13 protein-coding genes are annotated in these 19,543 nt (G+C 62.5%); 3 read left to right on the plus strand and 10 right to left on the minus strand.

Features of this window, described 5'->3' with window-relative positions; genetic code table 11:
* Window positions 1–9: 9 nt before the first annotated feature.
* The 3 genes from BLP99_RS04405 to BLP99_RS04415 all read right to left on the minus strand — a co-directional run bounded on the left by BLP99_RS04405 (window position 10) and on the right by BLP99_RS04415 (window position 3,481).
* Entirely contained in the window at window positions 10–1,260 is a 1,251-nt protein-coding gene (locus BLP99_RS04405; protein WP_072389904.1) for a sarcosine oxidase subunit beta family protein, read from the minus strand.
* A 21-nt stretch (window positions 1,261–1,281) separates the two neighbouring features.
* Window positions 1,282–2,535 (minus strand): serine hydroxymethyltransferase, encoded by a 1,254-nt coding sequence (gene glyA / locus BLP99_RS04410; RefSeq protein ID WP_072389907.1) that lies wholly within the window; start codon window positions 2,533–2,535, stop codon window positions 1,282–1,284.
* Window positions 2,536–2,776: 241 nt separating this feature from the next.
* The gene (locus BLP99_RS04415; protein ID WP_072389910.1) at window positions 2,777–3,481 is read right to left on the minus strand and encodes a TraX family protein; all 705 of its coding nucleotides are present in this window, start codon (window positions 3,479–3,481) and stop codon (window positions 2,777–2,779) included.
* A gap of 196 nt (window positions 3,482–3,677) precedes the next feature.
* Here BLP99_RS04415 and BLP99_RS04420 point away from each other — a divergent pair, with 196 nt between their 5' ends.
* Window positions 3,678–4,718, plus strand: a complete 1,041-nt coding sequence (locus tag BLP99_RS04420) for a threonine aldolase family protein (protein WP_072430864.1) — start codon at window positions 3,678–3,680, stop codon at window positions 4,716–4,718.
* Window positions 4,719–4,819: 101 nt separating this feature from the next.
* Here the strand turns inward: BLP99_RS04420 and gbcB are convergent, their stop codons facing one another.
* Window positions 4,820–5,920, minus strand: coding sequence for a glycine-betaine demethylase subunit GbcB (gbcB, locus tag BLP99_RS04425; RefSeq protein WP_072430865.1), 1,101 nt, complete (start codon window positions 5,918–5,920; stop codon window positions 4,820–4,822).
* A gap of 283 nt (window positions 5,921–6,203) precedes the next feature.
* Between gbcB and gbcA the strand changes: the two genes are divergently transcribed.
* Entirely contained in the window at window positions 6,204–7,499 is a 1,296-nt protein-coding gene (gene gbcA / locus BLP99_RS04435; RefSeq protein ID WP_072389928.1) for a glycine-betaine demethylase subunit GbcA, read from the plus strand.
* A 102-nt stretch (window positions 7,500–7,601) separates the two neighbouring features.
* Here gbcA and BLP99_RS04440 read toward each other — a convergent pair whose 3' ends face one another.
* The 3 genes from BLP99_RS04440 to BLP99_RS04450 all read right to left on the minus strand — a co-directional run bounded on the left by BLP99_RS04440 (window position 7,602) and on the right by BLP99_RS04450 (window position 14,358).
* Window positions 7,602–8,846: a metallophosphoesterase gene (locus tag BLP99_RS04440; RefSeq protein WP_072389931.1), complete on the minus strand. Its 1,245-nt coding sequence runs from the start codon at window positions 8,844–8,846 to the stop codon at window positions 7,602–7,604.
* Window positions 8,847–8,873: 27 nt separating this feature from the next.
* The gene (locus tag BLP99_RS04445; RefSeq protein ID WP_072390862.1) at window positions 8,874–10,742 is read right to left on the minus strand and encodes a c-type cytochrome; all 1,869 of its coding nucleotides are present in this window, start codon (window positions 10,740–10,742) and stop codon (window positions 8,874–8,876) included.
* Between the two features lie 163 nt (window positions 10,743–10,905).
* Complete coding sequence (locus BLP99_RS04450) at window positions 10,906–14,358, minus strand: alpha/beta fold hydrolase (protein WP_092179832.1); 3,453 nt, start codon at window positions 14,356–14,358, stop codon at window positions 10,906–10,908.
* A 520-nt stretch (window positions 14,359–14,878) separates the two neighbouring features.
* Here BLP99_RS04450 and BLP99_RS26585 point away from each other — a divergent pair.
* Window positions 14,879–15,010, plus strand: coding sequence for a hypothetical protein (locus tag BLP99_RS26585; protein ID WP_256327607.1), 132 nt, complete (start codon window positions 14,879–14,881; stop codon window positions 15,008–15,010).
* Window positions 15,011–15,461: 451 nt separating this feature from the next.
* Here the strand turns inward: BLP99_RS26585 and etfB are convergent, their stop codons facing one another.
* Genes etfB through dgcB form a run of 3 tightly spaced genes read right to left on the minus strand, consistent with a single transcriptional unit; the run spans window position 15,462 to window position 19,417 of the window.
* Entirely contained in the window at window positions 15,462–16,232 is a 771-nt protein-coding gene (gene etfB / locus BLP99_RS04455; RefSeq protein WP_072430868.1) for an electron transfer flavoprotein subunit beta, read from the minus strand.
* Between the two features lie 15 nt (window positions 16,233–16,247).
* The gene (gene etfA, locus BLP99_RS04460; RefSeq protein ID WP_072459113.1) at window positions 16,248–17,468 is read right to left on the minus strand and encodes an electron transfer flavoprotein subunit alpha; all 1,221 of its coding nucleotides are present in this window, start codon (window positions 17,466–17,468) and stop codon (window positions 16,248–16,250) included.
* Complete coding sequence (dgcB, locus tag BLP99_RS04465) at window positions 17,468–19,417, minus strand: dimethylglycine demethylation protein DgcB (protein ID WP_092179834.1); 1,950 nt, start codon at window positions 19,415–19,417, stop codon at window positions 17,468–17,470. Before dgcB ends, etfA begins: the two co-directional genes overlap by 1 nt.
* Window positions 19,418–19,543 lie beyond the last annotated feature (126 nt).

Genomic DNA, 19,543 nt, shown 5'->3' on the forward strand with positions numbered 1-19,543 from the left:
TTTCTCCTGTTAGTGGGCGACGGCAGCAGCGCCGTGTTCGTCGATCAATGCACCGTTGTGGAAACGGTCGATGGAAAACGGCGCGGCCAGCGGGTGCATCTCACCCTTGGCCAGGCTGGCAGCGAATACGTTGCCCGAGCCCGGGGTGGCCTTGAAGCCGCCGGTGCCCCAACCGCAGTTGAAGAACATGTTCGGCACTGGCGTCTTGGAGATGATCGGGCACGCGTCCGGCGTGGTATCGACGATGCCGCCCCACTGACGGTTCATGCGCACCCGCGAGAGCACCGGGAACATCTCGACGATGGCCTGGATGGTGTGCTCGATCACCGGGTACGAGCCGCGCTGGCCGTAGCCGACCCAGCCGTCGATACCGGCACCGATCACCAGGTCGCCCTTGTCGGACTGGCTGATGTAGCCGTGTACGGCGTTGGACATGATCACGCTGTCGATGATCGGCTTGATCGGTTCTGACACCAGTGCTTGCAGCGGATGGGACTCGACCGGCAGGCGGAAGCCGGCCAGCTTGGCCATGTGCCCCGAGTTACCTGCGGTCACCACGCCGACGCGCTTGGCGCCGATGAAGCCCTTGTTGGTTTCCACACCGATGCACACACCGTTTTCCTTGCGGAAGCCGATCACTTCGGTCTGCTGGATCAGGTCCACGCCCAAGGCATCGGCGGCCCGGGCAAAGCCCCAGGCCACGGCATCGTGACGGGCCACGCCGCCGCGACGCTGGACAGTCGCGCCCATGACCGGGTAGCGGGTGTTCTTCGAGCAGTCCAGGTACGGGATCTCCTCGGCCACCTGCTTGGCATTGAGCAATTCGCCGTCCACGCCGTTGAGGCGGTTGGCGCTGACACGGCGCTCGGAATCGCGGATGTCCTGCAGGGTGTGGCACAGGTTGTACACGCCACGCTGGGAGAACATCACGTTGTAGTTCAGGTCCTGGGACAGGCCTTCCCAGAGCTTCATGGCATGCTCGTACAGGTGGGCCGACTCGTCCCACAGGTAATTGGAACGCACGATGGTGGTGTTGCGCGCGGTGTTACCGCCGCCCAGCCAGCCCTTCTCGACCACGGCCACGTTGGTGATGCCGTGCTCCTTGGCCAGGTAGTAAGCCGTCGCCAGACCATGCCCGCCACCGCCGACGATGACCACGTCGTAGACCTTTTTCGGCGTCGGCGTGCGCCACATCCGCTGCCAGTTCTCGTGATGGCTGAGAGAGTGTTTGAAGAGGCCGAAGCCCGAATAGCGTTGCATAGTCATTACTCCAAAACCGACTCAGCGATAAACCGGGAAGTCCGCGCACAGCGCCGCCACTTGCTGGGCCACGTTGGCCTCGACATCGGCATCGCCGAGGTTATCGAGGATGTCGCAGATCCAGCCGGCCAGCGTCACGCATTGGGAGACCTTGAAGCCGCGCGTGGTCACCGCCGGGGTGCCGATGCGCAGGCCCGAGGTCACGAAGGGCGACTGCGGGTCGTTCGGCACGGCATTCTTGTTGACGGTGATATGGGCACGGCCCAGGGCGGCATCGGCATCCTTGCCGGTCAGGCCCTGGCGGATCAGGCTGACCAGGAACAGGTGGTTATCGGTACCACCGGACACTACATCGTAGCCGCGCTTGATGAACACGCCAGCCATGGCCTGGGCGTTCTCGATCACTTGCTGCTGGTAAGCCTTGAAGCCTGGCTCCAGCGCTTCCTTGAAGCACACCGCCTTGCCGGCGATCACATGCATCAGCGGGCCGCCCTGGGCGCCCGGGAACACCGCGGCGTTGAGCTTCTTCTCGATCTCTTCGTTGGCCTTGGCCAGGATCAGGCCGCCACGCGGACCACGCAGGGTCTTGTGGGTGGTGGTCGTGACCACGTCGGCATAAGGCAGCGGATTGGGGTACAGACCGGCGGCCACCAGGCCGGCGACGTGGGCCATGTCGACGAACAACAGGGCACCGACCTTGTCGGCGATCTGACGGAAACGCGGGAAGTCCAGGGTCTTGGAGTAGGCCGAGAAACCGGCGACGATCATTTTCGGCTTGTGCTCGACCGCCAGGCGCTCGACTTCGTCGTAGTCGATCAGGCCGGTGGTGGTGTCGATGCCGTACTGCACTGCGTTGTAGAGCTTGCCCGAGGACGACACCTTGGCGCCGTGGGTCAGGTGACCGCCATGGGCCAGGCTCATACCCAGGATGGTGTCGCCAGCCTGCAGCAGGGCCAGGTAGACGGCGCTGTTGGCCGACGAGCCGGAGTGCGGCTGGACGTTGGCGTAATCGGCGCCGAACAGTTGCTTGGCGCGTTCGATGGCCAGGGCCTCGACCTTGTCGACATGCTCGCAGCCACCGTAGTAGCGCTTGCCCGGATAGCCTTCGGCGTACTTGTTGGTCAGGCCACTGCCCTGGGCCTGCATCACACGCTTGCTGGTGTAGTTCTCCGACGCGATCAGTTCGATGTGATCTTCCTGGCGTTGCTCCTCGGCATTCATCGCCGCCAGCAGTGCATCGTCGTAACCCTGGATCTGGTCTTGCTTGCTGAACATCGCGTCTCTCCCAGCGGCGGTGGTGCGCCTTGTTGTCTTGGTGAGGCACCGTCCGTTCGACAGTGCCCTTTGGATGCGATGGTATGGCTGGCGCAGGCAGGTCAAATGCCTATGGACGCCACGCAAAGGTGCGTTTACGACATAGGAACAGACACGGTCCTGTTTGGACTGGAGACAGGATCCTTGTGGCGAGGGGATATATCCCCTCGCCACAGATAAATCCCTGGCCGCAGGGTTCTGTTCAGGCCGACAGGTGGCGAACCGCGAGCAAAACCAGGAAATGCGCGGGATACAGACCATAGGCCCAACGCCGCATCGCCGGCGGATGAAAACGACCGGCATGTCGCAAAAGTACCTGTCCAAGCCATGGCGCGATCAGGCAAGCCACCAGCCCCCAGATGGCCACCGCATCCCCCAGCCACGCCGCGCCATACAGCACCCGCCATTGGTTGGCCGCCAGACATACCAGCCCCGGCAACAACGCCATGTACAAGGGACGCTTGAATACCAGCAACATTGCCAGCGGCAGCAGCACACCAAAGAAACCGAACATCAACTGCGACGAAAACAGCGCCGCCAACAGCAGCGCCATCACTGCCAGGCCTCGCGCCTCCAGGCTCGGCGTTTGCCAACAGCGCGCCACCAACAATCCCAGCACCAGGGTTGGCATCACATTCAGGGTGGCGGGATCAGGAATGAACAAGCGGTAGGGGATTTCGCTGACGGCACTGAATAGCAGCAGCCAGCCCAGGTACCGCCATGGAGCAGCGCTGGCACCCCTGCGCGCCAGGTTCGCCGCCATCGCCAGGCAGAACCAGGGAAAAGCCAGGCGCCCGGGCACGTAGAGCCAATCGGCGGAGTAACCGACATATCGCAGATGATCGAGCACCATCGCCAACAGTGCCAGCCACTTGAGCAGATCCAGCGCCGTATCACGCCGACTCATCCGCGCCACGCCACGGCCGCATTGTGATTTCCAGACCGAAACATCCGGTGTGTTCCCCCATCATTCTTGGGTAAAGTGCGCACCATGATCGACCACGGCGCTGCGCACCAAAGCACGCCGAACCACCGGACCCCCTCACCCGGGAGTCCTGCCAGGGATCTCTTTATCCAGGACTCTCTATTTCAGGAGCAAGGCCATGACCGACAAGAGTCAACAGTTCGCCAGCGACAACTATTCCGGCATTTGCCCCGAAGCCTGGGCCGCCATGGAAGAAGCCAACCAGGGTCACCAGCGCGCCTACGGCGACGATGAGTGGACCCATCGCGCGGCGGATGATTTCCGCTCTCTGTTCGAAACCGACTGCGAAGTGTTCTTCGCATTCAACGGTACCGCGGCCAATTCCCTGGCACTGTCCTCGCTGTGCCAGAGTTACCACAGCGTGATCTGTTCGGAAACCGCCCACGTCGAAACCGACGAATGCGGTGCGCCGGAGTTCTTTTCCAACGGATCCAAGCTGCTGCTGGCGCGCACCGAAAACGGCAAGCTGACCCCCGACTCGATTCGCGAGATCGCCCTCAAGCGCCAGGACATCCACTACCCCAAGCCGCGGGTCGTGACCCTGACCCAGGCTACGGAAGTCGGCAGCGTCTATACACCGGAGGAAATCCGCGCCATCAGCATCACCTGCAAGGAGCTGGGGCTGAACCTGCACATGGACGGCGCTCGCTTTTCCAATGCCTGCGCCTTCCTCGGCTGCTCGCCAGCGGACCTGACCTGGAAAGCGGGCGTGGACGTGTTGTGCTTCGGCGGCACGAAAAACGGTATGGCGGTGGGCGAAGCAATCCTGTTTTTCAATCACGACCTGGCCGAAGACTTCGATTACCGCTGCAAACAGGCCGGGCAACTGGCCTCGAAGATGCGCTTCCTGTCCGCCCCCTGGGTCGGCCTGCTGCAGGACGACGCCTGGCTCAAGCACGCTCGCCACGCCAACCGCTGCGCGCAATTGCTGGCACAGCTGGTGAGCGACATTCCCGGCGTGGAACTGATGTTCCCGGTCCAGGCCAACGGCGTCTTCCTGCAACTCTCGGAACCTGCCATCGCCGCCCTCACCGCCCGCGGCTGGCGCTTCTACACCTTCATCGGCAAGGGCGGCGCACGCTTCATGTGCTCCTGGGATACCGAAGAGGCGCGAGTGCGGGAATTGGCGGCGGATATTCGGGAAGTGATGGCCGGCTAAGGAAAGACACACTCAAGGCCGTTCCCGACCACTGCTCGGCCGGGGACATGGTGAACTGTGGCGAGGGGATTTATCCCTTCGCCACGGGATCTTCGTGCCCGTCAGAACTCGATCCGCACATCCCCCTTCGGCACGCTGCAGCACGACAGGATGTAACCTTCGGCCTCGTCGTCCTCGGTGATGCCGCCGTTGTGGTCCATCTCCACTTCGCCGCCCAGCTTCAACACCTTGCAAGTGCCGCAGATGCCCATGCCACAGGCCTTGGGAATCATCATGCCAAGTTTCGCGGCGGCGGCATGGACAGTTTCGCCCGGTGCCACGCGAATGCTCTTGCCCGAGGAAGTGAACTCCACCAGGTGCAGGTCCGCCGCATCGACCTCCGGCGCCTCGGCAGCCTGCTCGGCCTGCTCCACCGCGTCGGCACGGGCTTCCGGTGGCGTGGCGCCGAAGGACTCCTCGTGGTAGCGCTTCATATCGAAACCAGCGGCTTCCAGCAGACGCTTGACCGCGTTCATGTACGGCGTCGGGCCGCAGCAGAACACTTCGCGCTCCAGGAAGTCAGGCGCCATCAGTTCCAGCATCTTGTGGTTCAGGTAACCGCGATAACCCGCCCACGGCTCGCCCAGACCGTGTTTCTCGCAGATCAGGTGCAGGCTGAAGTTGTCGATCCGCGACGCCATGTGCTCCAGCTCGCGGTGATAGATGATGTCCTTGGGCGAACGGGCGCTGTGGATGAACACCATGTCGACGTTGCCGTTGGTGTCGTAGTACCAGCGCGCCATGGACATCACTGGCGTAATGCCGACGCCGCCGCTGAGGTAGAGCACCTTCGGGGCAGAGAAATCGATGGCATTGAACAGTCCCACCGGCCCGTGTACCGCCAGCTCCTGGCCTTCGTGCAAGGTGTCGTGCAGCCAGTTGGAAACCTTGCCTCCCGGCACACGCTTGATGGTCACCGAAAAGCTGTAGGGCACCGACGGCGAGCTGGAGATGGTGTAGGAACGCATGACCTGCTGGCCTTCGATCTCCAGCTCCAGGGTCACAAACTGTCCCGGCTTGAAGAAGAACATGATCGGCTGGTCGGCCATGAAGCAGAAGGTGCGTACATCCCAGGTTTCCTGGATGACTTTGACGCAACGCACGATATGTCGGCCATTGGCCCAGGTCTGGGTGGTGACCGGGTTCAGGAAATTATTGGACATACTGATCTCCACGGCCGACTGCCGGCCTTCATGGTGGCGATTGTGCGCAGGCGCCGAAAGCGTCGTTTACCTATTCGCGACATCCACGTACTTATCGCGACCAGCCCCCAACCACCGGGGCTTGCGCGTCGGGAACAGATTGGGCCATGTCGCCCATGGATAAGGTTCCGGCCCTGCGCGGCCCCACACTCGCCCCAACAGACAAACAACGTTTTCTGCCTTGCGTAGCACAACCGATTAGCCATATTTCGCCGGCCACACAGATGGCCATGAGGATAAAACGATGGACGTGACCACAACCCTGAGCCTGGGCGATCCGCTGGAACCCGCACGCAAGGCTACCGCGAAGATGCTGCAGGAACGCGAGCGCACGTTCTCGCTGCCGCAGCCGTTCTATTGCGACGAGCGCCTGTTCGACATCGACATGCAGGAGATCTTCCAGAAGGAATGGTTGATCGCCGGCATGACCTGCGAGATCCCGACCAAGGGCAACTACCTGACCCTGCAGGTAGGCAAGAACCCGATCATCGTGATTCGTGGCGCCGACGGTGTAGTCCACGCCTTCCATAACGTCTGCCGCCACCGTGGCTCACGCCTGTGCACCAGCGACAAGGGCAAGGTCGCCAAACTGGTCTGCCATTACCACCAGTGGACCTACGAGCTCGACGGCCGCCTGCTGTTCGCCGGCACCGAAATGGGCGCCGACTTCGACATGAAGCAGTACGGCCTCAAGCCAGTGAACGTGAAGACCGCCGGCGGCTATATCTTCATCAGCCTGGCGGAGAACCCACCGGCCATCGATGACTTCCTGTCGACCCTGAACCACTACATGGAACCCTACGACATGGAAAACACCAAGGTGGCGGTGCAAACCACCTTGATGGAAAAAGCCAACTGGAAACTGGTACTGGAAAACAACCGCGAGTGCTACCACTGCGGCGGTTCGCATCCTGAACTGCTCAAGACCCTGCTGGAATGGGACGACGTCACCGACCCACGGGCCGACCAGGCGTTCAAGGACCATGTGGCCGATTCCGCCGCGGCCTGGGAAGCCGAGAAGATTCCTTACGCTCACAAGAGCTTCGGCCTGCGCAACCGTATCGTGCGCATGCCGCTGCTCAAGGGCACCGTGTCGATGACCATGGACGGCAAGCAAGGCTGCGCCAAGCTGATGGGTCGCATCAAGAACCCGGACCTGGGCTCGATGCGCATCCTGCACCTGCCGCACTCCTGGAACCACTGCATGGGCGACCACATGATCGTGTTCACCGTGTGGCCCATCAGCGCCCAGGAAACCATGGTCACCACCAAGTGGCTGGTGCACAAGGACGCGGTCGAAGGCGTGGATTACGACGTGGAGCGCATGCGCCAGGTCTGGGACGCCACCAACGACCAGGACCGTCGCCTGGCCGAAGAGAACCAGCGCGGCATCAACTCCACCGCCTACCAGCCAGGCCCGTACTCCAAGACCTATGAGTTCGGCGTGGTGAACTTCGTGGACTGGTACAGCGAGCGTATGCTCAACAACCTGGGGGCCGAGCCTGCGCCGTACCTCAAGGGCGTTCCGGTCCAGGGTTGAGTCAGGAGCATCGCGAGCAAGTTCGCTCCACAGGGGTTCTGTGTTGTTCACACAACCTGTGGGAGCGAGCTTGCTCGCGATAGCGGCCCGACATTCACCTGATTACTTCGAAGACCACCGCACCGACCCATCCTCCCCATAAAACGTCTCTTCGATCTCCTCCCCCACCAGCCGCACCTTCACGTACCCGTTCAACACCCGCTCCGGATACGCCGGATCGCCCGCAAGCTCCGTCTCCGACCACAGCACCCGGGCATGCCCGTTCAGTTCGCTGGTAGTGCCGTAGGGAATCGCTCCGTGCCCGGCGCAGCGCGCATGCAATCCGCCCTGAGGCGCGTAGCAGATGCCGTTGTGCAGATGCCCCCAATACCAATAGTCGGGCTCGCGCCCAAGGGCGTCGCAGACCGGTTGGTAAAGCGCGGTCTGATGATGCCCGCTGATATCGAAACCCTGATGATGGCTGAGCACCATCAGTTTCTTGCGCTTGGGCAGGCTTTTCATCCAGTCGATCTGCTGGGTGTTGAGGGTGCCATCCATGTACAGGTTCATGGCGTCGGAAGCGTAGGCGGTGTCCAGGCCGACCACCAGCCAGTCGTCGTTGTACAAGGCAAAGTAGCTGGTGCCCTGTTGCACCGGGAACCGCTTGGCCAGTTCCTTGAAATAACCGTGGGCGCCGCTGTACATCTCGTGGTTGGAATTGAGGGTGAAGGCGCCATGCTTGCCCTGGGGCCAGCCGGCCATGTCGACGTCTTCCTGGGAATGGGTGCCGGCGTAATAGACATCCCCAAGATGGATGGTGAAATCGGCCTGGGCCAGCTGCATCTGGTTGGCGACGGCCACCGCCGGCGCATGGCTGTCGAAGGGACCGGTCCCCCAGTCGCCGGCGATGGCCAGCACCACGTCGCGGTCCATTTTCACCAGCGCCGGGTTGGTGGCGAAGGTCGCATGGTGGCGCAGGTTTTCGATCCACTTGAGCAACGCCTCGCTCCACAGCAGATCCAGCAGCTCCCATTTACGGCAGCCCAGCAACGTGCCGTCCTTGAGGACCCGGGTCGGCAATTCATCCTCGCTTTGCGGCAACGGCGTGGCATTGCCAAGCTTCAGGATCGACAGGCCGTGGGCCAGCTCCCACGGCACGGCAGGCTCGTCATCCGCCAGATCACCATGCTCGATGACATGCCGTGCCTGGTCGTGGCCGCGTTGCAAGAGCTTGACGATGGCCTGGAACTCCTCGGGTTCCAGGTCGTTGACGAGTTTTTTCCAGGACATTTCCAGTCGCGTGACCAACCCGTGCAGGCGGACCTTGACCTTGTCGAACTCATGTTCCCAATGATGCAGTAATGACATGTGAACGCTCCTTCGCAGTGCCCTGGATCACAGGGTTTTCATGAATTCGATCAAGGCCCGCTTGTCGGCGTCCGACAGTTGCGTGCCATACAAGTGGCCACCGTTGTGGTTGCCCTCCAGGCGGGTGTCGTACTTGAAGTCCGCCGTTGCCTTCATCTGCTCACCGCTGGTGATGAAGCCCACTTTCTCCTGGTCATAGATGTCCGAGCCGGTGTAGAACACTTGCGGACGCTGTTCCGGCGGCTGCAGCAAGTCCCACAGGGTCGGCACCGAACCGTTGTGCAGGTATGGCGCTCGCAGCCAGACGCCATCGGTGGGTGTGTTGCTGTAGCTCTGGGTCTTGCGGTAGGCGCCGAAGTCGAACGGCGGCTTCTTGAAGCCGTGGAACGCCGCCACCAGGCCGGTGGTGAAGGAGTTCAGGCGATGAGGATCGGTGCCCAACTGGTCGATGTTGGTGGTGACCTGGCCCGTGTCGGTGCGGCCGAAGTCGTGGCAACCGGCGCAGTTCTGCTCCCATATCGGCTTGCCTTGGGCGACTTTCGCCTGGTCCAGGGCGAACGGCCAGGCGGGCGCCTTGTGCCCCAGCAGCCAATTGGTCACCCGGTTGAAGCTCGGCGGCAGTACCGATTGCGGCGTCGCGCCCACGGCCATGGCCGCGGCGTAATTGCGCTCATGGATATTGTTGTTATTGCCGTCCCAGTGCAGGTAAAGCGACTCGCGAGGCTTCTGGTTCCAGACCTGCGGCAGGTCCACGGTGCCAATGGTTGAGTCATCCGGGAAGCCGAACACCACCATTTTGGTCGGGTTGAAAGTGTCGGTCCGGCCCGGCCCCTGGGCCGGGCGCAGTTTCTGCCAGGCGTAGGCCTGCTTCTGTTTGAGCAGCGCACTCTTGGCCATCGGAATGATCAGGTAGCGGTTGTACAGCTTTTCGAAAAAACCCAGTTGGAACTTGCCATTGATCGCCGCCATCACCGCATCCGCGGTGAATTTCGGATCGCTGGCGCAATCGTAGGCGAACCATTGGAAGGCTTGCAGTTGCAGGGTATTGGCCGGCGCAGTGGCGACCGGAACCGCGACATCCGTGGCATTGGCCCGGTAAGAGCCGGTGTGGCACAGGGCGCAGTTCGGTTCCACGGTGGGATACCCCAACTGCCGCTTGGCCATGCCGATGGGCAGGTCGTTGCCGTTTTCATAGAGAAAGCCGAACACCTCGTAGCCACCGGGCCTGGGCATTTTCTCCGGACACATCTGAGGCAGCACGGCAAACAGATAGTAGGGAATCCGCGCCTCGATCCCCAGGCCGATGGCGGCATATTTGTAGTGGTCTTCGTCGGAGGCGAAGTCCGGCTGCGGCACCTCCCGGATCATCTGGTACCAGGTCTGGTAACCGACGAAACCCAGCACCAGCACCACCACCAGCGCACCGACCTTGAAGCCATGGCTTTGCCAGCGCCGCGCCCAGCCCGCGCGCCAGTCTCGCCAGCCGGCGCAGAGCAGGGCCATGGGCCGATTGGCGACCGGGCTGCCCAGGTACAGCAGGATGCCCAGCACGAGGAACATGCTCAGGTCGCCCATCAGCATGGGGACGAACAATGGCCCCTGGTCATTGGTGTTGATCAGGTAGATCCAGAACACCACCGCCACCAACCGCGACAGCACGCACAGCCACGAATGAACCACGAAACGCGGCGCATTGAACCCCGAGGGCATATAGAACAGGCTGATCCCCACCAGCAGCATGCCGGTGTTCTCCAGCCATGGATCGGACAGCACGGGCGGCAAGCCAAGCATGGACGTCAGCAACGCCGGCGCGAACAGCGCCGGAATCGCGAACACCATGTTCATGACGATCCCCACCCAGATGATGCGTTGGAACCAGCGGATGTAACTGTTCATGGCATCCATTTCCTTATTCTTGACTCACGATATGCAGCGCTCTAGCGATCGCTATCGCGAGCAAGCTCGCTCCCACACTGAATGTGTGGCGTGCACAAAATCAGCGGCACATGGCCCCCTGTGGGAGCGAGCTTGCTGGCGATGCAGACGACTGGGCCTTGCGTCAGCCGAGGGCGGTCTTCTCCAGGTGCTCAAGAATGATCGGATACACATCCACCACCGCGTCCTTGCCGAAGATGCAGTCGATATGACCGTAGCCCGGCACCTCATGACGGCTGAACAGCTGCGGATCGTGCATCTCGCACAACCGCTGGTAGGTCTTGAGGGTGCTCTGTGGCAGGTAGCACTGGTTGTCGGCACCGCTGATGAAGCAGATCGGCAGCTTCAGCCGGTCGAAATGCGGCATGTAGACGTCGTTGCCCTTGAAGTCCACCAGGTGCCCCTTGCGCACGATCAGCGCCAGGTGCTCGAAGGTGTGCATGTTCGACTCGCCGAACAATTCATGCAGGTTGTCGTGCAGGGTTTCGTTGAGGGTGTCGTGGCGATACAGCGACGCATACATGAACGTGATGCGGTGGCAGACCGGGTTGGTGCAGTAGCCCTGGGCCTCGATCCGGGCATAGCCGTTGAGCGCCTTGTCGTAGAGCCTGTTGAACCAGTTCTCCTTGGTATCGGCGTAGGCGGTGAGAGACTTGATGCCGATGGCGTCGAGCATGCCAGGCAGATGCAGGCCAGCCTTCAGGCCGGTGGCCGTGGCGACCACCGTATCGGCGGCGATCTGCGAACAGACCACCGAGCGCACCCCCTGCAAGCCGGCCAGCATCGACATGAAGAAGGTCGTCGCGCCGTAGCAATGCACCACGCACTGCACGTCCCGAGCCAGGGTCGCCTGCTGGATCTGTTCGATGGCGGCCTTGAAGTCGTACTGGGCCACTTGGTCACCGTTCCATTCCCGCTTGCTGGCGGGCAGCAGGATGCTTACCCGCAGGTCCAGCAGCCAGACGTCGTACCCGTGCTTGCACAGGTACTCCAGCAAATTGGTGTGGATGGTGTCGGTGGAGAAGATATTCGAGCCCACGCCCAGGCCATGAACCAGCATCACAGGGCCCTTGCTGCCCGCCTGGTAGCGGGTCAGGCGCAGCTCGACGCTGTCTTCGGTCTGGAAGAAATGCACTGTCGGCGCCGGCGCGTCCAGCGGGCGCTTGGTGCGCGGCGGCGCGTCCGGGTTGAAGTAGATGTCGCCGGCGAACACCCCGCCATAGCTTTCCCACAGGATACCGGCGAAGAACTTGCCGAACCGCGCAAGAGCCTCGACACGTTCGCGCTCGTTGCGGGCATTGAGCACCTTCATGGTGGTCATCTGCTTGGCGAAATCGGCCGGCTGGATGTGCATCACTCCCGAGCCGATCACCGCGCCGGTCTTGTCCGGCCCGCGGTAGAGCGTGACGTAGAGCGTGCTGGTGTCATGCCAGATGTTCAACACCCCGTTGTCCTCGGGTACGGTCTTGAAGGCGCTGAAGTAATAATCGCTGCCGTCCTCGGCGGTCAGCTTCATGTCGTAGTTCATGTGGCGCACGCCCACCTGTTCCTGGTATTGCTCGAACAGGTTGAACACCCCGTTGCTGGCTACCAGCGGCTGGGGCGAAAGCAGCGGCGCGTCCAGGGTGCCCACCAATGTCGCGGCGTGCTCCGGCTCCTTGATCAGACGGTTTAAATCGTCGGCGGTGATGGTCAGGGTGAACTCGATGGGCGAGTTGTCCGCCTTGCCGCGCTTGGCCGCCGCTTCGTAGAGCGTCAGGTCCGTGCCCTGGGGCTGGGTGAACGCCGTGGAAAAGTAGCCCTTCATGGTTTCGGTGAACTGTACCCCGAGGGTCGGTGCCGCCACCGGTTTGCGCGGAGCCGAAGGCAGGGTGTAATCGATCTGCCAGCCATGATCGGCCGCCAGCAACCCCATGTTGCGCTCGCTCACCGCCGAGATGGTCAGCAACGGGTTGACCGCCAGGGACGTCGGGATCACCGCGCCATCGGCCACATACAGGCCCGGGTGGACATCCGTGCCGCTGGTGCCACTGAACACCTGGCCCTTGTGGTTGACCACGCCCTGGGTGGCATCTTCGCCCATGACGCAACCGCCCAAGGGGTGGACCGAGACAATGCTGTGCTTGAGCAGCTTGGTCCAGATCGGGTTTTCGACCCAGATCCCGCCCAGTGCCTTGGTGCACTGGTGCAGGCGCTCGTTGCCCAGGGTGACGTTTTCCTGCTCGCCGACACCGGGCCAGTCGATGCGCAACTGATCCTTGCTGTCGAGCAGCATGCGGCCCTTGCCATTGTCGTGACTCATGATCAGGTAGGTCTGCATGTTATGCAGCGCGCCGTAATAGGGACCGCGCAGGAAGCTCTCGGCTTCACGCCCCTTGTATTTGAGATCGGCCCCCAAGCCTGTGTCGGTAGGCACGCCGATCATCCCGGCAAACGCTGCCATGCTCGGCACCATGGGCCGGCCGAGGGCGCCAGGGATCGAGCCTTCCTCGATGACCATGCGGCTGCGCCAGTCGCCCTCGGTGCGCATGTCGATGATCGAGGTGATGCACGGCCCCACCGGATCCAACTCCTTGGCCGAGTGGGCGCCGAAGCCGATGCCGTTGATGGCCTGGTCACAGTTGTGGCCGAACCCGAGGATGTCGCCGTTGCCGCTCATGTTCTCGCCCAACTGATTGGACATCGACAAGCCCTTGTCCCGGGAACGCAGCATGATCTCGGTGGTGCCCAGGGTGCCGGCGGACACCACCACGATGTCGGCGCGCACGAACAGAGTCGGTGCGCTAAACAATTCGCGGCCACTGTCCAGGTACTGGAAATGCACGATCCAGCCGTTGCCGTCGCGCTCCAGGTGTCGCACCTCGGCCTGGCAGAAAATCTCCGCGCCATGGTTCCAGGCGTCCGGCAGGTAATTCATCAGGGTGGTGTTCTTGGCCTTGTTGTTACAACCGGAGACGCAATCGCCACAGCCGTTGCATGGAAGCTGTTCGACGCCCACGTGGTTGAGGTTGTTGGGCAGTTTGTCGAATGTCACGTTGATCGGAGGCTTGTAGAAATGGGCCCCTTGCTTGAGGTAATCGGCAGATTTGCCGTGAGCGTCGAGCTTGGGCAGGTTCGGCTCCGATGCCGGGTAGGCGTTGGGCTTGAGCATTTCGCGAGCCCGTGCATAGCCATCCTTGAGCAGTGTGTCGCGGTGTTCACGCACCGCCTGGGGCCAGCGCGGATCCTCGAAGACGCCAGGCTCCGGTTCCAGCGAGACGTTGGCATTGATCAGCGACGTGCCGCCCAGGCCGCAACCGACCACGACGTTCTGCTGTGCATTGACGTGCAGGTCGAACAGCCCGGTACGCGAGCCGATGTGACCGTCCGGGTCATGGACCTGCAGCTCCTGCGTGGCCGCGAGCATGGTGTTGGGATATTCGCCGGGCTGTATTTCCCGGCCCCGCTCCAGCAGGCACACCTTGCGCCCGGCCCGGGACAGGCGCGACGCGGCAATGCCGCCGCCGTAGCCGGAACCGATGACGATAACGTCGTAATGCTCCTTGATTTCGCTGATGGGGGTCGAGATCCGTGTCATGTCAAAGTCCTCTCAGGCAGAAGGGCAACTCTGCGGTTGCCTGTCATTTCATTCGGGCGCACGAGCGCCTGGCCACTCTCCTCGGGGGAGTCGAGCGACAGTCAGCGGTGTGGAACGGGGACGAAACCGGGCGCTATAGGCGGGCACGCTGGTTGACGACGCGGCGACGGCTGCGCCTTGGCGACACAGCGCAAGGCATCTGAACGCGGGTCAAGGGTGCAATTGAATAGAAGCGCGAGGGCGGGCTATCCATCATGTGTTCTCCCTGAACCAGATGTGGATAAGACGAGGCGATGTCCTTGTGCCATTGGAGTGAAGACAGACCACGGTCCCACGTCAAGGCACGCCCTTAGAACTGTATGAAATTTGATCTATCGCGTTTCGCGCTATATAAGTCGTGGGCTGTAGCCTTTCGCGAACAAGTTATCCACATGACCGCCCACAGCTAATGGGGACAACTCCTGCGCATGGCGTAAATTGCTTGAGTGAAAAGTGAATAAAAATCCGCAGGTTACGAACGATGAGCGATTTCAAGCCAGTTGATCGTTTTTTAATCAACAACCTGAACGCCTTGCCGCGCAAGGCCTCCAGGGCGAAACGAACACCTTATCCACAGAAGCGCCAACAGCGTTTGGGGGTAATTTTGACGTAACTGTGGAAAAGCGCATCGACCGGGGATAAAACGCGGTTTTCCGGAGAGTTTTTCACGGCCGAACAGGAATTGATCATTTATTGATCAAATCCGCGCAAGCACCGCTGCGCCTGGCTTGCAGAGGATAGCGAACATCTTATCCACAAATGCGCCAACAGAGATTGGGGGCAACTCATGAACGATAAGGGTCGCCTGTTCACAAGTAAACCCAATAAAAACCATAGGTTAGACTGGTCATTTTTTGAGCATAGGTGCGCAAGGCCTGTTTGACGTGGGGTTCAGCGAGGGGCGAACAGGTTATCCACAGGCGCACGCACAGGGATTGTGAGTAAACGTATGACTCAGGTGAGCGAACCTGCTCGCGATATTGCTCCGTCGGTGGACACCCTCGCTCACTGACAGACCGTTATCGCGAGCAGGCTCGCTCCCACAGGTCGGGGTGAACGCTTATTCAGCGAACAACCCCTTCCTCTATCAGCAACTTGAGAATCGCCTCGGCGCCGGCCTCCGGGCTCACGCCCTTGAGTACCTGCCCGCCTCCGCCACTGGCCTTGGCCGTGGCGGCTTTCATACGGTCGGCGCCGCTCTTGGCCTTGATCACCTTCAGACGCTTGGGACGGGGCTTGGCCGGTTGCAGCGTTGCCACCGCGAGCAGGCTGTCGTCGATCACCTCGACTTCTTCGGCATGCAGGGCGCCACGTCGGGCCGGGCCGTAGGCACTCTGGCGGGGCTTGGGCGCCGCGTTATCCACAGTGGCCAGGAATGGCAGGCGTACTTTCAGACGCCGTCGCTGGCCACGGGGCAATGCCTGCAGCACCAGGGCCACGCCATTGTCGATGGATTCCACCTGGGCCAGCCCTACCACCAGCGGCCAGCCAAGGTTCTCAGCCAGCAGGAATGGCAGCATCCCCGAACCTTCGCCGGTTTCCGCCTGGCTGCCGGTGAGCACCACCTGAGGCGCCGCGTCACGCAGATAATCGGTCAGGGCCGGCAGTGCGTCGGCCCCCGCCGGGTTTTCCAGCACGTGAAGCTCGTCCAGGCCCATGCCCAGGTAAGCGCGTAGCGCCGGCTCGGCCACATCGCCGGCATGCAGCACTTGCAAGTCGTTGCCGGCCAGTTGCAGGCCCAGTTCCACGGCCCGGGCGTCCTGCTCGGCTCGCCTCGGCCGGCCGGAGGTAGGGTGGGCGCCGATGGACACGAGGCTGATCACTTGAGTCGTCATGGTTGAATCCTTAGCTTAAGCCGCATCGCGTCTGGCTTCGTTGCGGTAAGCCTCTACCGCCGCGATCAGGGCCTGGAGAATCGCCGCGCTGTCGCCTATCACCGACAGGTCCGCCCGCTTGATCATGTCGCAGCCCGGGTCGAGGTTGACCGCCACCACCTTGTCGCAGGCACCGATGCCCTGCAGGTGCTGGATCGCCCCGGAAATCCCTACCGCCACGTAGACCCGCGCCGTGACCCAGGTGCCGCTGGCGCCGACCTGACGGTCCCGAGACATGAAACCATCGTCCACCGCCACCCGCGAGGCGCCCTCGGTGGCCCCCAGCGCGGCCGCCGTGCGGTGGAACAGGTCCCAGTCCTTGACCCCGTTGCCCCCGGAAAAGATGAATTCGGCTTCGGCCATCGGAATCGCACCGGGGTCCACCGCCACCGCCCCCATGTCCTCGATGCGCGAAAGGCTGCGGGCCACGCTTGTGGATAACTCCACCGGCAAGGCTTCGTGACGGGTTTCGCTGACCGGTTCGGCGCACTCGGCGGCCGCCAGGATCAACCGCGCCAAAGGGCGGGCCAGGTCTTGCAGGCCGGCGCCGGCACGGCCGATGCACTCCTCGCCCTTGACCTGCCAGACCCGTGTGGCCGGGCGTTCACCCAGGGCCGCGGCGAAACGCCGGCCCAATTCACCGCCACCGCTGCGGCTGTCGGGCAATAGCCAATGACGTGGGTTGAACTGGTTATCCACAGCCCGCAGGCCCTGGACTCGCTGTTCTGGTGCATAACCGCTGAACGCTTCGCCTTCGAGCACCAGCAAGCGGTCGACACCGGCCGTGGCGAAGGCGTTTTCCTTGTGTTCGCCAAACACCACCGCCAATACCGCGCCTTGCGCCCCCGCCAACTGATGGGCCAGCCCCAGCAGATCGCGGTCGTGGCTGCTGAGGCGGCCACCCACCATGTCTGGAACCACACAGATGTAGAACGCCGGTTGCGGCACCTGATGCAGCGGCAGTTGCACTTCGGTGCTGGCGGTGCGACGGGTCGTGCCGCCCTGCTGGGCACCGCTGCGGTCGATGCGCTTGATGCCGTTGGGGCCGATGAAACCCACACCGTGGACGTTCTTGCGAATGATGCCGTTGGGCCCCATCCAGCTGTGTTGCACCGGTTGCATGGCCGCGTGCAGCGGATGCAGGCGGTTACGGGCGATCCGCTCGGCGCGAGGGTCGCGACGGATGATGTCGCTCATTAATGCACCTCCGCAGGTTCACGTTTGGCCGAGGCCACGGGCTTGCCGGGCGCTGCGTCTTCCAGCAGGGCGTCAGCCACCAGTTCGGCGATGTCCTTGATCATCGGGCGGGGTTCGACCACGCCTTCGAGCATCGCGGTGCACTGTGGGCAACCCACGGCCACCAGCTCGGCGCCGGTTTCTCGGATGTCTTCCATGCGCATGTCGGGGATACGTTGCTTGCCCGGGATGTCAGTGATCGGCGCACCGCCGCCACCGCCGCAGCAGCGGGAGCGGAACCCGGAACGCTGCATCTCCTTGACCTCGATCCCCAGCGCACGCAGCACCTGGCGCGGCGCTTCGTACTCACCGTTGTAGCGGCCCAGGTAGCAAGGGTCGTGATAGGTCACGCTGTCGCCCTTGTGCTGGCCGAGATTCAGGGCACCGGCGTCGATGATTTCCGCCAGGTAGGTGCTGTGGTGCTGCACCAGGTAGTTGCCATCGAAGGCGCCATATTCGTTTTTCAGCACATGGAAGCTATGGGGGTCGCAGGTGACGATGCGATTGAAGCGATACTTGGCCAGGGTCTGGATGTTGCGCTTGGCCAGCAACTGGAACGTCGCTTCATCCCCCAGGCGCCGGGCCACATCGCCGCTGTCGCGTTCTTCGAGGCCAAGCACGGCGAAGTCGATCTTCGCCGCCTTGAGCACCTTGACGAAGGCCCGCAGGGTGCGCTGGTTGCGCATGTCGAAGGCTCCGTCGCCGACCCAGAACAACACGTCGGTGGATTTTTTCTCGCTGAGCAGATTGAGGTTCAGGTCCGCAGCCCAGTTCATCCGTCCGCCCGGGGCGAAGCCGCCAGGGTTGTCGGTGGCGATGAGGTTTTCCAGCACCTCGGCGCCCTTGTTCGGGGTGGCGCCTTTTTCCAGGGTCAGGTGACGGCGCATGTCGACGATGGCATCGACGTGCTCGATCATCATCGGGCACTCCTCGACACAGGCCCGGCAGGTGGTGCAGGACCACAGCGTTTCGGCGTCCACCAGGCCATTGACGATCGGCTGATGCGGATTGCCGCCATGTTCGCCCACCGGCTTGCCCGGGTAAGGGCTGCCGGCGAACTTCGCGTCGGTACCACCGGCGAGGCCGACCACCATGTCCTGGATGAGCTTTTTCGGGTTCAGCGGCTGGCCGGCGGCAAAGGCCGGGCACGCGGCTTCGCATTTGCCGCACTGGACGCAAGCGTCGAAGCCGAGCAACTGGTTCCAGGTGAAATCCTTGGGTTTTTCCACGCCCAGGGGCGCCGCCGGGTCATTCAGGTCCAACGGTTTCAGGCCGGTGGAACGACCACCGCCAAAGCGTTCGGCGCGACGGTGCCAGGCCAGGTGCAGGGCACCGGCAAAGGCATGCTTCATCGGCCCGCCCCAGGTCATGCCGAAGAACAGCTCCGAAACGCCCCACAGCACGCCAACGCCCAGGATCGCCGCCAGCAGCCAGCCGCCGAAGCCTTCCGGAAGAATGCCCGCCACCGGCAGGGTCACCAAGAAGAACGACGCCGAGAAGGCCAGCAGGCTTTTCGGCAGGCGCATCCACGGCCCCTTGGACAGGCGGGCTGGCGGGTTGCGCCGACGCAGATAGACAAAGATCGCGCCGATGAACATCACCGCCGACATCAACAGCAAGGCATAGCCGAGGAAGCGGTTATGCAGGCCGAAACCGTGCACCAGGATAGCCAGCACGATGGACGCTACCGCACCACCGGCCGTGGCGACGTGGGTGTTGGCGATGTACTTGTCCCGCGCCACCACATGGTGCAAGTCCACCATGTAGCGCTTGGGCATGGCGAAAAGGCCGCCGACCAGATCGACCTTGGACGGTCGGCCCCGGCGCCATATGTTCACCCGCCGCAAGGCGCCGAGGACCGCAAGGCCCAGGGCAGCGAACAGCAGGATGGGAAGAAGGGTGTTCAGCATGGTGAAGCTCCCAAAGACCTCAGGTCTTGCAGGCACAGAAACCTGGATGTCTTGCTCGACCCCTGTGGGAGCGAGCTTGCTCGCGATGACGGACTCGAATTCGACATGAGTGTCGATTGATCCACC

It is taken from the genome of Pseudomonas sp. NFACC32-1, assembly GCF_900101215.1.
GTDB lineage: Bacteria > Pseudomonadota > Gammaproteobacteria > Pseudomonadales > Pseudomonadaceae > Aquipseudomonas.